General features: G+C 45.3%; 17 protein-coding genes and 1 rRNA gene. 15 read left to right on the top strand and 3 right to left on the bottom strand.

What is annotated here, in order from left to right; translation table 11 throughout:
* Positions 1-286: 286 nt before the first annotated feature.
* The 11 genes from rrf (at position 287) to H9L42_RS05640 (ending at position 8,847) form a co-directional block, all read left to right on the top strand.
* Positions 287-403, top strand: a 5S ribosomal RNA gene (gene rrf / locus H9L42_RS05690).
* 103 nt (positions 404-506) lie between these two features.
* Positions 507-1,283 carry an SDR family NAD(P)-dependent oxidoreductase gene (locus H9L42_RS05685; RefSeq protein ID WP_187302411.1) on the top strand — a complete coding sequence of 259 codons (777 nt, stop codon included), beginning with the start codon at positions 507-509 and terminating at the stop codon, positions 1,281-1,283.
* A gap of 57 nt (positions 1,284-1,340) precedes the next feature.
* Entirely contained in the window at positions 1,341-1,838 is a 498-nt protein-coding gene (locus H9L42_RS05680) for a GNAT family N-acetyltransferase (RefSeq protein WP_187302410.1), read from the top strand.
* 160 nt (positions 1,839-1,998) lie between these two features.
* Positions 1,999-2,682, top strand: a complete 684-nt coding sequence (locus H9L42_RS05675; RefSeq protein ID WP_187302409.1) for a response regulator transcription factor — start codon at positions 1,999-2,001, stop codon at positions 2,680-2,682.
* Between the two features lie 13 nt (positions 2,683-2,695).
* A complete protein-coding gene (locus tag H9L42_RS17255) occupies positions 2,696-4,579 on the top strand; it encodes a histidine kinase dimerization/phospho-acceptor domain-containing protein (protein ID WP_187302408.1) in 1,884 nt (627 codons plus the stop codon).
* 95 nt (positions 4,580-4,674) lie between these two features.
* Positions 4,675-5,496: an esterase/lipase family protein gene (locus H9L42_RS05665; protein ID WP_187302407.1), complete on the top strand. Its 822-nt coding sequence runs from the start codon at positions 4,675-4,677 to the stop codon at positions 5,494-5,496.
* Between the two features lie 89 nt (positions 5,497-5,585).
* Positions 5,586-5,750 (top strand): hypothetical protein, encoded by a 165-nt coding sequence (locus tag H9L42_RS05660; RefSeq protein WP_187302406.1) that lies wholly within the window; start codon positions 5,586-5,588, stop codon positions 5,748-5,750.
* Complete coding sequence (gene tmk, locus H9L42_RS05655) at positions 5,747-6,367, top strand: dTMP kinase (RefSeq protein WP_187302405.1); 621 nt, start codon at positions 5,747-5,749, stop codon at positions 6,365-6,367. Before H9L42_RS05660 ends, tmk begins: the two co-directional genes overlap by 4 nt.
* On the top strand, positions 6,364-7,176 hold the full coding sequence (locus H9L42_RS05650) for a hypothetical protein (RefSeq protein WP_187302404.1): 813 nt from the start codon (positions 6,364-6,366) through the stop codon (positions 7,174-7,176). Before tmk ends, H9L42_RS05650 begins: the two co-directional genes overlap by 4 nt.
* 7 nt (positions 7,177-7,183) lie before the next feature.
* A complete protein-coding gene (locus H9L42_RS05645; RefSeq protein ID WP_187302403.1) occupies positions 7,184-8,113 on the top strand; it encodes a PSP1 domain-containing protein in 930 nt (309 codons plus the stop codon).
* Between the two features lie 5 nt (positions 8,114-8,118).
* Positions 8,119-8,847: a tRNA1(Val) (adenine(37)-N6)-methyltransferase gene (locus H9L42_RS05640; RefSeq protein WP_187302402.1), complete on the top strand. Its 729-nt coding sequence runs from the start codon at positions 8,119-8,121 to the stop codon at positions 8,845-8,847.
* Here H9L42_RS05640 and H9L42_RS05635 read toward each other — a convergent pair.
* The 3 genes from H9L42_RS05635 to H9L42_RS05625 form a co-directional block, all read right to left on the bottom strand.
* A complete protein-coding gene (locus tag H9L42_RS05635) occupies positions 8,840-9,367 on the bottom strand; it encodes a spore maturation protein (protein ID WP_187302401.1) in 528 nt (175 codons plus the stop codon). The two genes, H9L42_RS05640 and H9L42_RS05635, sit on opposite strands and share 8 nt — an antisense overlap.
* Positions 9,351-9,941: a nucleoside recognition domain-containing protein gene (locus H9L42_RS05630; protein ID WP_187302400.1), complete on the bottom strand. Its 591-nt coding sequence runs from the start codon at positions 9,939-9,941 to the stop codon at positions 9,351-9,353. The genes H9L42_RS05635 and H9L42_RS05630 overlap by 17 nt, the downstream gene beginning before the upstream one ends.
* Before the next feature lie 146 nt (positions 9,942-10,087).
* Positions 10,088-10,786 carry a sodium:calcium antiporter gene (locus tag H9L42_RS05625; protein WP_243235665.1) on the bottom strand — a complete coding sequence of 233 codons (699 nt, stop codon included), beginning with the start codon at positions 10,784-10,786 and terminating at the stop codon, positions 10,088-10,090.
* A 294-nt stretch (positions 10,787-11,080) separates the two neighbouring features.
* Here H9L42_RS05625 and H9L42_RS05620 point away from each other — a divergent pair, with 294 nt between their 5' ends.
* From H9L42_RS05620 to H9L42_RS05605, 4 genes are all read left to right on the top strand, one after another.
* Positions 11,081-11,410, top strand: coding sequence for a hypothetical protein (locus H9L42_RS05620; RefSeq protein ID WP_187302399.1), 330 nt, complete (start codon positions 11,081-11,083; stop codon positions 11,408-11,410).
* A 63-nt stretch (positions 11,411-11,473) separates the two neighbouring features.
* A complete protein-coding gene (locus H9L42_RS05615; RefSeq protein ID WP_187302398.1) occupies positions 11,474-11,716 on the top strand; it encodes an AbrB/MazE/SpoVT family DNA-binding domain-containing protein in 243 nt (80 codons plus the stop codon).
* Between the two features lie 253 nt (positions 11,717-11,969).
* Positions 11,970-13,241, top strand: a complete 1,272-nt coding sequence (gene murA, locus H9L42_RS05610) for a UDP-N-acetylglucosamine 1-carboxyvinyltransferase (RefSeq protein ID WP_346726286.1) — start codon at positions 11,970-11,972, stop codon at positions 13,239-13,241.
* Between the two features lie 194 nt (positions 13,242-13,435).
* A complete protein-coding gene (locus tag H9L42_RS05605; protein ID WP_187302396.1) occupies positions 13,436-13,972 on the top strand; it encodes a rubrerythrin family protein in 537 nt (178 codons plus the stop codon).
* Positions 13,973-14,015: the final 43 nt, after the last annotated feature.

Genomic DNA, 14,015 nt, shown 5'->3' with positions numbered 1-14,015 from the left:
ATCTCCGCCTTTAGAGGTAAGACCCGTGGAAGACTACCACGTAGATAGGTCAGAGGTGGAAGCGCAGTAATGTGTGAAGCTGACTGATACTAATCGGTCGAACGCTTGACCAATGGTTTAGAAGGAAGAAGTTTCTTATTCAGTTTTGAGGGTATGAAGGGAAGAGACTGAACTGTTTGAAGTAGACAGAAGGAAGACGTCGTAGATTGCCACGTGGCAAAGCCACTGCAATCCTGGCATAGAATCTGCCGCTGTTTTCCAGGAAAACAGGGCTAGGATTCGTAAATCCGGTGACAAAAGCGGGGAGGAGACACCTGTACCCATCTCGAACACAGAAGTTAAGCTCCCCAGCGCTGAGGATACTTGGCGGGAGACTGCCTGGGAAAGTAGGACGTTGCCGGTTTAAGCAGAAAGGAACGATACAATGGATATCGTTCCTTTTTTCTTGCTTTCAAAAGTGCTATAATGAAGTAAAACACGGAAGAAGAAGTTAAGGAGATACTTAAATGGGAAGATTAGCGGGAAAAGTTGCGCTGATAACAGGAGCTACAAAAGGAATTGGAGAAACAACTGCGAAACTATTTGCGGCGGAAGGAGCAAAAGTGGTTGTAACCGGAAGAAATCTGGAAGATGGAAAGCGAGTTGTAGAAAATATAACCCGGAATGGAGAAATTGCAGCTTTCTATCCTCTCAACGTTCGTCAGTATGACAGTTGGGAAAAATGTATTGCATTCGTCGAAGAGACGTTCGGTAAGTTAAATATTCTTATTAATAACGCAGGTATCAGTTACCGGGAAACGGTGGAGGAAACGACGCCGGAATCTTGGGATGAGACAATACTGACAAATCAGACCGGTGTTTTTTACGGCATGAAGCTGGGGATTCAGGCGATGAGAAAGCATGGTGAAAAATCCGCAATTGTCAGCACATCTTCTGTAGATGGAGTTACAGGGGATTCGGTCTTTTTTTCTTATTGCGCGGCGAAGGCCGCGGTTCAGGCCATGACGAAATGCGCGGCTCTTTACTGCGGAGAAAACGGCCTCAATATTCGGGTCAACGCGGTTGCTCCGGGGTATATCCTTACTCCGATGGCTTACGAGGATGCGCGACAGAATGGCCAGACGATTGAGGAGTATTGTGCGGATTTTGCAGAATTACATCCTATTGGTCATCTTGGAAAGCCGGAGGATGTAGCAAATGCCTATCTGTATTTGGTGTCGGAGGAAGCGGACTTTATTACAGGAACGACATTAATGGTTGACGGAGGGTATACAGCAAAGTAAGGATTATAAATTCTACGGATAGCATTTAACCTAAGAAAAGAAGGGAGGTATACATTAATGAAAGACAAATGTATAGAAAATTTCCACATAAGAAAAGCACAGGAAGAGGATGCAGGATTAGTGGTTGGGTTTATGCGAAAACTTGGTACTTATCAAAAAATGCGCGACAGCATAACGATTACGGAAGAAAGCGCCCGCAGGCTGCTGCGGGAAAAAGCGGGTGAAGCGATTTTCGGAGAAATGGACGGCAAAATAGTCGCGTTTCTCTACTATTACAATAATTCGTCGGCGTTTATCGGGGAAAAGGGAATGTATATTGACGGGTTTTATGTGGATGAAGCCTACCGTGGGTATGGCTTAGGTAAGCAGATGATGGAATATATGGCGAATCTTGCTTTGGAGCGGGGATGTGGCAGACTGGAATGGGGTTGCTTGGATTGGAACCAACCGGCGCTGGATTTTTATAAAAACCTGGGTGCAAAGGGTGTGGATACTATGACGATTTACCGTCTTTCAAAGGATAAGATTGAATTGCTGGCAGGTCGTGACAAATAAAAGTGTGTTTGTGACTGGGAAAGAACAGGGATTTTAGTAAAAGCTGCTGTAACTGGCAGCTTTTTTATTCGGAGTAGGTTTCTTAAAAAAAACTTAAAGACTTCCCTGATTTTATCTTAAAATTTGTTATGGCATAATAGCGATGGAGGTTGACAAAGGAATGTATAACATACTGATCTGTGATGACGAAAAGGATATTGTTTCCGCCTTAAAAATTTATCTTGCGAATGATGATTACCATTTATTCGAGGCGTATAACGGAAGACAGGCATTGGAGGTGATTGAAAAGGAAGAGCTTCATTTAATCCTTTTAGACATTATGATGCCGGAGCTGGATGGGATTCAGGTGCTTACCCAAATGCGCAGGACGAAGAACATCCCTGTCATTTTCCTGACTGCAAAGGGGGAAGATACGGATAAAATTCTGGGACTGAATCTGGGGGCCGACGATTATGTGACAAAGCCTTTTAATCCGGTAGAATTGCTGGCGAGGGTCAAATCCCAACTTCGGAGATATATGGAGCTGGGGGCCGGGACGATGAAAAAAGATTCGCTGCAGGTGGGGGACATTCAGCTGGATGATCGGGCGAAGAAGGTAGCTCTGGCAGGCGAATCGGTCAGCCTCACGCCGAAGGAGTACGGAATTTTAAAGTTTTTAATGGAGCATCCGGGGCAGGTCTTTTCCCCAAAGCAGATTTATAGTCAGGTGTGGGATGAATACGCTTATGGAACCGAGGGTACGGTAGCGGTTCATATCCGACATCTGCGGGAGAAGCTGGAGATTAATCCGGACGAGCCAAGACATTTGAAGGTTGTGTGGGGACAGGGATATAAAATCGAGTGAGGTGTGTATAAAAGTGGAACAAATAAAGAAAAATCTGGCGGTAAAAATTACTGCATTTGTGTTGCTGCAGTTTTTCGTGCTAGTGACGGTATTTTCGGCAGCTGTGGTGATTTTTAATGTAAGCCAGGGATGGTATTCAAAGGATGAAGAAAGTGTGCGCGCGGAGATATTTACGGAAACCGCGGACTTCGCTTCAGGAGAGATTATCGATCGGTATGTGAATTACGGCAGCCAGGAATTAGAGCGTTTTTTTTCCGGATTAGAAGAAGATGCTGTTAATTTTGGGTATGCCATTTATGAAGAATCCGTCGACGCAAACGGAACCATATCGATGCAGGGAAAACCGCTTCGCCAGCTTCATGGGGATCTGAAAAACGGAGGGGATGTTTATCAGAATTCTTATGATTTTGAAAGCTACGGAGTGGAAATCTATCTGAGGGCGCCGCAGGACGGAACAACCGGTTTTCCGGACGAAATCGCGAGTTTTTACGGATTGCAGCAGAATCTGTATCAGTACAGAATTCCGGCGGTCATAGCTGGATCATGCGGACTTGCGGGAGCGATTGCGCTATTCGTGTTCCTTATGGTATCGGCAGGCTGCGGTCGGAAGAACTCTGGCGAAATACTGAAGATGATTCCGCTGGATTTAGGGGCGGTGGTAGCAGGAGTAATCCTGGCTGTGCTGCTAAGCGCTGTGACATCGATCCAGTTTGGGTATGAATTCGATGCGTCGATGGCGTTGGCTATTTTTATCGTGCTGGGGGCATCGATTGTGATAAGCGGTTTTCTGACCATTTTCGCGGCAAGAGCAAAGCAGGGAGCATGGTGGCGGAGCACGATTATTTATTTGTGTCTGCGTCTCCTGCGGAGGCTGCAAAAAGCGGCGGCGTTTTTTATCCGACAGATTCCGGTGGTCTGGAAAACAGCGGCTGCCGCGCTGATTTTCTTCTTTCTCATTGTTTTTATGGCGCCGCAGGTCTATTATAACGGGTTCTTTCTGTTTTTTATTGCGGTGTTGCTTTTGGCGGCGTGTGTACTGGCTGTTTACACTGCCATGTGCTTTAAGAGGCTGAAAGAAGGAGCGGAGAAAATCGCGCAGGGAGATTTGGCGTATCAAATTGATAAAAAAGGATTGTTTTGGGATCTGTCGGATCACGCGGATACACTCAATCATATCCGCATCGGGATTTCCAGGGCTGTGGAGGAGCGGACGAAAAGCGAACGATTCAAAGCGGAGCTGATTACCAACGTTTCTCACGATATCAAGACGCCGCTTACCTCAATTATCAATTATGTGGATTTTCTGAAGAAGGAAGAGCTGGGAAGCGAAAAGGCACAGGAATATGTGGAGGTTCTGGACCGGCAGTCCAGCAGGCTGAAAAAGTTGACCGAGGATTTAGTGGATGCCTCCAAGGCCGCGACCGGAAACATAAAGATGGAATTGGCGCCCTGCCAGGTAGGGGTGCTCTTGGAGCAGACCATTGGAGAATACGAAGAAAAAGCGGAAAACTGTAAACTAAAGTTTGTAACAAAGCTTCCGGACAAGGAACTGGAAATTATGGCGGATGGACGGCGACTCTGGCGGGTGTTTGATAATCTGCTCAACAATATCTGCAAATACTCCCAACCGGAGACGCGGGTCTATCTCAATCTGGAGGAGACGGACGGGCAGGCAGTCATTACTTGGCGGAATACTTCCCGCTACGAACTGAATCTGACGGAAGAGGAACTGACGGAACGATTTGTAAGAGGCGATCGCTCGCGGCATACAGAAGGCAGCGGGCTGGGACTATCCATCGCCAGGAATCTGGTGGAACTGCAGGGAGGCCGTTTCCGGGTGGTGGTAGACGGCGACCTGTTCAAAGTAATTCTTAAGTTTCCGCTTATTGAAGAATAAGGACGCAAGGAAGGAGATGTCAGAGGACAACTCCTTCTTTTTATGGTATAATAATGTCTGTTTGAAGCGAAAACTGGGAAAAGGGAGAAATGGTTTTGGATCAGAGTTGCGCGACGAAATACCCGATTATGTTGATTCATGGAATCGGATATCAGGACAATGGTTCCGGAGGATACTGGGGAAGAATTCCTGATGTTTTGCGTTCCCATGGCGCGGAACTGTGGTTCGGGAATCAGGACGCTTTTGGCACGATTGAACATAACGCCGCCCAGTTGAAAGTTTCCGCGGAGAATGCGCTGCGTCAGTCAGGCGCGGAAAAGCTGAATTTAATTGCACATTCTAAGGGAGGAATTGAAGCAAGATATCTGATTTCAAGGCTGGATATGGCGGAACGTATCGCATCCCTTACGACAATGGCGACACCTCATAGAGGGATTGTCTCTATGGATCGAATGAAAAAACGTGCCAGGCAGGTATACGATGGGCTAGTGGCTCTTTTTAACCGCATGTTGACAGTAGACGGGGGAGAGAATAATGTTTCTCTAAAAGTATACGAACAGATGACCGCGGATTATATGCAGGTTTTTAATATGTTGGTTCCGGATATGAAAGGCGTGTATTATCAGAGTTATGCTTTTGATATGAAAAACGCTTTAAGCGATCCGGCGATGAGTATATTTTACAGCTTTGTGCGCAGAATGGAGGGGCCAAATGACGGTTTGGTATCGGTTGAATCCGCTAAATGGGGTGATTTTCGGGGAGTGTACTCAGGTCCGGGAAGACACGGCATATCCCATCCGGTTGTAGTGGATTCAAAAAAAAGAAAGCTTTCAACGAGAAGGCGGTCTGGCGGAATACTGGACATTACGGATCTCTACTGGGACATTGTATGCAGGCTAAAGTCATTGGGATATTAATGTTGTAGAAGATAGGATACGCATGATATAATATTTTTTAAGATGCATTTATGGGGCATGGATTTACGAAAGATAGGAGGGGGAGTTTTATGGCTTTTATGACTGTCCTGAAAGTAATTTTTACGTTGCTGCTCTGCGTCCCTCTAGTCTATTTGATGATATATTTTCTAATGAAACTGATCGATGAGGTTGTGAGGCAGAACAAAGGTGGGACACCGACAGGGAAAAAGAAAAACAGGAGTAGACGAAGATGAAAAAGGGGATGTTTATTACTCTGGAGGGCCCGGACGGGTCCGGAAAGTCGACTCAGATTGAGGCAATAAAGGCTTTTTTTGAAAAAAAAGGCGAAAAAGTTCTTATCACCAGAGAACCGGGAGGAACTCCCATCAGTGAAAAGATTCGTACAATTATTCTGGATCGGGAAAACAAAGAGATGGAACCGATGACGGAAACAATGTTATACGCGGCGGCAAGAGCCCAACATGTAGCCCAGGTGATCCGTCCGGCTCTGAATGAAGGAATCCATGTGATCTGTGATCGCTTTCTGGATTCCAGTATCGCTTACCAAGGGTACGGGCGCGGGTTGGGAGACTGTGTGGCGGTTATCAATGCCTACGCAGTACAGGACTGTATGCCGGATCTTACCTTTCTGTTGAAGTTGAATCCGGAAATTGGAAGAAAACGGATTGATAAGGAAAAGCAGGATCGGATTGAGCAAGAATCGATTGATTTTCATAACCGGGTATTCAATGGTTATGAGGAGCTGGAACTGCAGTTTCCAGACCGGATTGTAGGCATAGACGCAAACCAAGAGATCGGTGAAATTCGTGAAGAAATTCTATATCATATAGAAAGGCATTTGGAAAGATGAGCTTCAGCCAGATTGAGGGAAATCAGAAATTGATTGATCGTCTAAGCGCTTCGATTAAAAGCGGCAATGTTTCTCACGCTTATATTTTCGAGGGAGAGGCGGTATTGGATAAAAAGGCATTTGCCGAAGCCTTTGTCAAGGCCGTTTTATGTAAGGAAAAGCCCGGAATCGGATGTGGTGAATGTCCGTCCTGCAGGAAAGTGGAGCATGGAAATTATGAGGATTTGTTTTATGTGGAGGCAGACGGCGCTAGTATTAAAGACGAGGCAATTGAATCTCTTCAGGAGAGACTGAAAACAAAGCCTTATGGAGAACGGAACATCGCGATTATAAAGGATGCGGATACGATGACGCTCCGTGCGCAAAATCGGCTTTTGAAAACTCTGGAGGAACCTCCGGAAGGGACGATTTTGATTCTCCTATCGGAAAATATAGAGAATCTAACTCAGACTATTTTATCCCGGTGTGTGAAGTTTCGGTTGAATTACTTTGGAAAAGAAAGTTATGAGGGCATGATGGATAAAGCCCGTGAGATCGCCGATCTTCTATTGGAGGGAGCTCCCTTTTATAAGAGAAAAGAGGCCATTGAAGATATTATAAAGGATGACGGTCAAGTGAGAGCGTTTCTGGATGCGCTGGAAAGGGTATATCGGGACCTGCTGATTGACCCCTCGGAAAAAAGTCGTCTGTACAAAAAAAGTCGAATTTTCAAAAATGTGGATTGTATTGAAAAGACAAGGAGGCAGATCCAAAGGGGCGTATCCAAAAGTTACGCGCTAAAGGATCTGATGATAAAAATTGGAGGATAATAGCGGTATGGTAAAAGTAGTAGGTGTAAATTTTAAGCCTGCCGGAAAGATTTATTATTTTGACCCGGGAGATCTTCAGGTTAAGGTTGGAGATCATGTGATTGTAGAAACAGCCAGAGGAACGGAATTTGGAACGATTAACATGGCGGAAAAAGAAATTTCAAAGTCGGAAATTGTATCCCCTTTGAAAAAAATTATCCGAATTGCGGATGAACGGGATCATAAACGCCATAAAACCAATCTTCAGAAGAAAGAGCGGGCATTGCGTCTGTGTCAGGAGAAAATTAACAAACACAAACTGGAAATGAAATTGGTAGATGTAGAATATACCTTTGATAACAGTAAAATCATCTTCTATTTTACTGCAGATGGAAGAGTTGATTTTCGTGAATTGGTAAAAGATCTTGCAGGCGTGTTCAAGATGCGTATTGAGTTGCGGCAGATCGGAGTCCGGGATGAAGCAAAAATGCGGGGAGGAATCGGCACCTGTGGGAGAAGCCTTTGCTGCCATAGTTGGTTGACAGAGTTCGAGCCGGTATCAATTAAAATGGCAAAGGTACAGAATCTTTCTCTGAATCCGACGAAAATATCGGGAATCTGTGGGCGTCTAATGTGTTGTCTGAAGTATGAAAACGACGTGTATGTAGAACTGAAAAAAGGAATGCCGGATCCGGGTGAGAGGATAAAAACTCCGGATGGAATGGCTGTTGTGGTTGAAACCAACCTACTTGAAAATAAAATAAAAACCAGGTTGATTTTGGAGCCTGCAAATAAGGAAAAAGAACAGCAGGAAAAGCTGAGCACCGAGTTCTACAATTATAAAAAAGAAGAGATCAAACGCCTTGGCAAAGGCAAGAAGAAAAAGAAAGCGGAAAATGATCTGGAAGAGTTGGACGGCGAGCTTCTGGAAGAAATCAAGGATTTGCTGAAGGATTAGAGAAGATGCTTTACTCTGGAGAACGAATTGATGAGATCGGGTTTTCTGACTTAAAACTGATTCAAAAACCGGAAGAATTCTGTTACGGGGTAGACGCGGTGATACTGGCGGATTTTGCGGCGCGCAAAACGGCGAATCGAATTGTGGATTTGGGTACAGGAACTGGAATCATTCCTCTGATTTTAAGTCATAAGACAAAAGCGGAATCCATTTACGGGATTGAATATCAACAAGAATCCTGGCAGAGAGCAGTGAGAAATGCCGCTCTGAATGGCCTTTCCGAGCGGCTGCATTTTGTCCAGGCAAATGTAGCGGAGTTTGACGGACTGTGTCACTGGGCGGATGCCGTCACGGCGAATCCTCCCTATATGGCAGGGCAGTGCGGGTTGAAAAATCAAAATGAGGCCAAGACCATAGCGCGCCATGAGACGGTTGGAAGTCTGGAGGATTTCGTCATGTGTGCCTCCCGAATCCTGAAGGATCGAGGCGACTTCTACCTGGTTCACCGGCCGGCGAGACTTGTGGATCTTTTTTCTGCGTGCAGAAGCTGGAAGCTGGAACCAAAGGAAATGCGTCTGGTGGCGCCCCAGAAGGGGGAGACTCCGAATCTGGTGTTGCTTCATTGTGTGAAAAACGGAGGGATTGAACTGAAGTTTCTTGAAAATCTATATATCTATCAGGAAAAAGGCGTATATTCCAACGAAATTCAGCAGATTTATGAAAGGTTTACATAATATTGCATATAAAAACGGAAGCGAAAATTCCGATGATATAGCCGATAAGACCGGCGGCAAAGGCATGGCGCATTTTTTTTACAGCAGTGACGCCAAAATACAGCGCCAGCACATAAAATACAGTTTCACAGCTTCCGACCATAACGGACGCGGCCCGGCCGACAAGAGAATCCGGTCCGCAGTCTTCCATGATTCGCTGGGCGAGAACAAGTGATCCGCTGCCGGAGACTGGACGCAGAAGGATCAGGGAGATGAGATCTTCCGGAATCCCGAAAAACTCAAACACCGGTCCGAGAATGGTCTGAAGCCACTCCATCGCTCCGGAGGAGGTAATGGCTTCAATTCCGATGAAAATAGCAATAATGAAAGGCAGGATTTCTATTGCAGTTGAAATTCCATCTTTCGCGCCTTCTGCGAACAGATCGTAGACAGGTGCTTTTTTCTTTAATCCATAGACAATAATGATGGTGATGATTACCGGTATAAAAAATACGGATAAGGTGCTAAGGGCGGTTGACATGACGGGATTTCCTTTCAAATAATTTGCATACCAGGATGGATGCTGCCATGGAGATAAGCCCTGCTAAAATCGATGGAATGATGATACTGCCGGAATCAACCGACCCCAAGTCATTTCGGATTTTTACAACTGTAACGGGAACCAGCTGTACCATGGACATGGTGACGGCGGTGAACATACACATGGCGTCGCTTGCATAGGGGGAATGGCTGTTAGCTTCATCAAGACGCTCCATCGCTTTTAAAGAAAACACTGTAGCACTGTTCCCGGCGCCAAAGATATTTGCGACAAAGCTCATCAGCATGACAGCGATGGTCTGGTCATCCTTTTCGCACGGAAAGAGAAAGTGCATAAACGGATTGACCCGTTTTGCGATTTTTTCAATTAATCCGGATTTTTCCGCTATGTTCATAAGACCGCTCCAGACAGCCATAATACCGATTAGTCCGATGACAAATTCTACTGCCTGTGTGCAGCTTTCCATCAGCCCATCCGTAAAACTTCCAAGGGTTCCGTTAAAGCAGGCAAAGCCGATGCCTAGACATATCATAGCTGCCCAAATGTAATTCATCATTTTTTTCACCTCTAGAAGTAAATCTATTCCTGAATGAGCAAAATATGAGTTGAAACGATATTTCCAAAATTATAAAAAACACTAAGCGGTCCCGGAAGAGATCAGAACTTCGCTTAGTGAAAAAGAAAATCATCAGCAGTTAAGAACTAGCGGATTAAAAGGTAAGCGGTATATGCCGCGTAAAGAAGAATGAAAAGGATTCCCCAGACTCTGCGGATTTCTTTTTTCTGCAGCGCCGGAATCATAGCGAAAAGGCTTACTGCCACAAGAATCGCAGCATCATACACACTGATCCATTCGGTTTTGATCGGGTTGATGGTAACCGAAGCGCCCAGTACAAAGAGCAGATTAAAGATATTGGAACCGATCACATTTCCCACTGCGATATCCGTTTCTCCCTTTAAAGCGGCGGCGATACTGGTTACGAGTTCCGGAAGGGAAGTGCCGATGGCGACAATCGTAAGACCGATCAGGGTCTGGCTGACGCCAAAGGAAGCCGCGATTTCACTGACATTGTTTACGACAAGCTGTCCTCCGGCAATGACAGCGGCAAGTCCGACCGCCGCTAAGATGATGCCTTTTGAGAGGGGGAACTGTTTCGTACCGTCGGCAGGTGTTTCTTCTGCGGGAGTTTCACGCTTTCCCTTGCGGATTGTGGAAATCAAGAACCAGGTAAAGACCGCAAGCAGTGCAATCCCATCTACTCTGGAAAGATACAGGGATGATGAAAAAGGATTGAACAAAGCGAGAACGATAAACAGCGCGGCGGCAACAATCGAGAGCGGGTATTCCTTACGCAGAACAGAACGCTCTACAGGGCGAGGAAATACCGAAGTGTTTCGCAATCGCGGAGCTGCCGTCAACAAAGACATCCGCGCTTTTTACTAACAATACAAACCCAATAATCAGCAAAATATATTCCATTCGTTGCTATCTCCCATTCTTAAGTCTAGTGGAATTATAAGGGAAACGGAATGCGCTGTCAATCTATATGGGAAATTGAAATTACATTTATAAAGGAGTCCGATGCTGTGAATTCTGTAAAAATAAATTTATTTTCAAATGAGTAAAATATGAGTTGAAACGATTTACAATTTATGTAATAATGATTATATTGTTTAATGACCGGAGGTAGGTAAATGGTAGTAACACTTGATTTGAAGACATTGGGGTGGGCGCTTATCATCATTGGAGTCCTTGTCCTGATTGTCTTTTGCATTATCTTTATGAAGAATCTGATTGTAACAATCAAGCATACGAATAAGATTTTAGAGGATTCAGAAAAGATTTCCTCCATAGCGGCGCAGAGGACGGAACAAGTAAATGAATCTGTCGGGGAAGTGGCGGAAGCATTGGGCCAAGTGGCGGAAACAGTAAAGGGGAATCAGAATGTGGTGGCAGCTCTAACCTCCGTCATCAATGCACTGGGGTCTCTCAAAAACCTGATAGTGAAAATGAAAGATCATTAAAACAACTATTTTTTGGGAAGCTATAGCAAGCGAAATTTGCGGGCTATAGGGAAAGGAGTAAACATGAAAGCGACTGGAATTGTTAGAAAAGTGGATGAGCTGGGAAGGATCGTATTGCCGATCGAATTGAGAAGAACCTTAAACATTGAGATCAAAGATCCAATTGAGATTTTTGTGGACGAGGATTATATTCTGTTGAAAAAATATGAGCCATGTTGCATCTTCTGTGGCAGCGCAAAGACGGTGAAGCAGATCAAGGGTAAAAACGTATGCGAAAACTGTATCAAAGAACTGCAGCAGTTGTAGGTTTCTGCATGTGAATATCTGAACCAGAGGACATAGAAAAGCATTGGAGATTATAATCCATGCTTTTTGTCTTTTTTGGAATATTTTACAGAAAGTAGACAAGAATAAGAATGAAGGAAAGAGACAGTCAGAAAATATGTTTTGTTCCCCTTTAGCATGAAACATTTTATGTCTCTTTCTTTTTTTATTATCCTTGAAATAGCAGAGGGAAACAGGTATACTATATTATGAATAAATGTGTTGGAGGAAAGAAGTGGCAAAGTTTTTAGTACAAAAGAGTGGTCCGCTCACAGGGGAAGTCACAATCAGCGGATCGAAGAATGCCGTGCTTCCGATTATGGCTGCAGCACTGCTGACGGAAGAAAAATGTACGATTATGGAAACCCCTGCGCTGCGGGATGTGGATGTTATGTGCCAGTTGCTGGAAAGCCTTGGCGCGGAGGTTGAAGATAAACTGGAAGACAATATTGTTGAAATCGAAGCTAAGACAATTTCGCAGAATGAAGCGCCATTTGAGCTTGTTAAGAAAATGCGCGCGTCAATTTTGGTAATAGGACCGCTCCTTGCTCGTACCGGCAAGGCGGTGATCCCTCTTCCGGGAGGGTGCGCCATTGGAAAGCGTCCCATTGAACTGCATTTGAAGGGACTGAGGGCGCTGGGCGTAGAAATAAAAGAAGAGTCAGGCACGCAGGGACCTCTGGAAGCGAAAGTGGATCGTCTGGTGGGAAACGATATTTATCTGGATTTTCCAAGCGTTGGCGCGACTGAGGTCATTATGATGACCGCCGCGGTTGCGGAAGGCACGACAGTGATTGAAAACGCGGCCCAGGAACCGGAAATTGTCGACCTTGCGAATTTCCTCAATAAAATGGGCGCGAAAATAAAGGGCGCCGGTACGGCTACCGTAAAGATCGATGGCGTGGAAAAGTTGCATGGTGTCAGCCATCAGGTAATTCCGGATCGAATTGAAGCAGGCACGTTTATGGTCGCGTCGGTTATTACGAAAGGAAATATCCTGATAAGAAATATCCTCCCGGATCATGTCAAGCCGGTGACCGCAAAGCTGAGAGAGTGCGGCGCTGAGATTACGATGACAGAGGAAGGTATGATTGTAAGGGGTGACGTAAATCCGATTATTTCTACTGACATCAAAACACTGCCGTATCCTGGTTTTCCGACGGACATGCAATCACCCTTCATGGCGCTTCTGACCGTGGCGAAAGGGCCAAGTGTTGTGATCGAAACGGTCTTTGAGAATCGGTTCATGCATGTGGCTGAGTTTAACCGGATGGGCGCGAATATTAAAACCCAGGGGAACTGTGCGATCATACCAGGAGATAAACAGCTTCAGGGAGCTCAGGTAGTAGCGACCGATTTGCGAGCAGGCGCCGCGGTGGTTCTGACCGGACTGGTTGCGGAAGGCACGACCGAGGTTTCGGATATTTACCATATAGACAGAGGATATGAAAATTTCGTGGAGAAATTTCGCGGATTAGGAGCGACCATCCTTCGTATCGAAGACTAAGATAAGTCTGCATTCTATGCCATAAGGACAGGAGAATGCAGACTTTTTTTCATTCTTTCCGATCTTTTATAAAATATTTTTTTTAAATTTTGCCAAAATAGTATTGACGGCTCGACAATAATGATATATAGTTCTTATTGAGAATAGTTATTGTTAAAAGTAAAAATAAATAATCATTGAGCAGGAGGGTTAACATGAAGGATTTAAAGGGAACAAAGACACTGGAAAACTTATTAACGGCTTTCGCGGGAGAATCACAGGCAAGAAACAAGTACACATTTTATGCGTCAAAAGCGAAAAAAGAAGGGTATGTACAGATCGCGAAGATCTTTGAAGAAACTGCCGCCAACGAAAAGGAGCACGCGGAGCTGTGGTTTAAACACGCGGTAGGAATCGGAACAACGGAAGAGAATCTGATCGCGGCTGCGGAAGGTGAGAACTATGAATGGACGGAAATGTACGCGGAGATGGCAAAGACCGCCAGAGAGGAAGGATTCCCGGAAATCGCCGCTCAGATGGAAGGGGTAGCGGCCATTGAGAAAGAACACGAGGAAAGATACCGCAAGCTGGCCGCCAATGTAAAGAACGGCAAGGTATTTGAAAAGGATGAAGAGGTTGTATGGCAGTGCTCCAACTGCGGACACCAGTTCGTGGGAAAAGCGGCGCCGGAAGTCTGCCCGGTATGCTTCCACGCGAAAGCCTACTTCCAGGTTAAGGCGGAAAATTATTAATAAACGGAATCGAGGCAGAGAAATCTGTCGCTAAGAAGTGAGG

Origin of the sequence: Zhenpiania hominis (assembly GCF_014333425.1) — a bacterium.
GTDB classification, from domain to species: Bacteria; Bacillota; Clostridia; order Peptostreptococcales; family Anaerovoracaceae; genus Hominibacterium; species Hominibacterium hominis.
Note: the sequence above shows the minus strand (reverse complement) of the source record. Positions and strands in the feature narration are given on the sequence as shown.

What these genes read in the sequence shown, in the direction of transcription:
- H9L42_RS05615 (WP_187302398.1), top strand. Translation starts at nt 11,474, where the DNA reads ATGAAAGCGACTGGAATTGTTAGAAAAGTGGATGAGCTGGGAAGGATC.
- H9L42_RS05645 (WP_187302403.1), top strand. Translation starts at nt 7,184, where the DNA reads ATGGTAAAAGTAGTAGGTGTAAATTTTAAGCCTGCCGGAAAGATTTAT.
- H9L42_RS05635 (WP_187302401.1), bottom strand. Translation starts at nt 9,367, where the DNA reads ATGTCAACCGCCCTTAGCACCTTATCCGTATTTTTTATACCGGTAATC.
- H9L42_RS05630 (WP_187302400.1), bottom strand. Translation starts at nt 9,941, where the DNA reads ATGATGAATTACATTTGGGCAGCTATGATATGTCTAGGCATCGGCTTT.
- H9L42_RS05640 (WP_187302402.1), top strand. Translation starts at nt 8,119, where the DNA reads ATGCTTTACTCTGGAGAACGAATTGATGAGATCGGGTTTTCTGACTTA.
- tmk (WP_187302405.1), top strand. Translation starts at nt 5,747, where the DNA reads ATGAAAAAGGGGATGTTTATTACTCTGGAGGGCCCGGACGGGTCCGGA.
- H9L42_RS05685 (WP_187302411.1), top strand. Translation starts at nt 507, where the DNA reads ATGGGAAGATTAGCGGGAAAAGTTGCGCTGATAACAGGAGCTACAAAA.
- H9L42_RS05680 (WP_187302410.1), top strand. Translation starts at nt 1,341, where the DNA reads ATGAAAGACAAATGTATAGAAAATTTCCACATAAGAAAAGCACAGGAA.
- H9L42_RS05675 (WP_187302409.1), top strand. Translation starts at nt 1,999, where the DNA reads ATGTATAACATACTGATCTGTGATGACGAAAAGGATATTGTTTCCGCC.
- H9L42_RS05620 (WP_187302399.1), top strand. Translation starts at nt 11,081, where the DNA reads ATGGTAGTAACACTTGATTTGAAGACATTGGGGTGGGCGCTTATCATC.
- H9L42_RS05650 (WP_187302404.1), top strand. Translation starts at nt 6,364, where the DNA reads ATGAGCTTCAGCCAGATTGAGGGAAATCAGAAATTGATTGATCGTCTA.
- H9L42_RS05660 (WP_187302406.1), top strand. Translation starts at nt 5,586, where the DNA reads ATGGCTTTTATGACTGTCCTGAAAGTAATTTTTACGTTGCTGCTCTGC.
- H9L42_RS05605 (WP_187302396.1), top strand. Translation starts at nt 13,436, where the DNA reads ATGAAGGATTTAAAGGGAACAAAGACACTGGAAAACTTATTAACGGCT.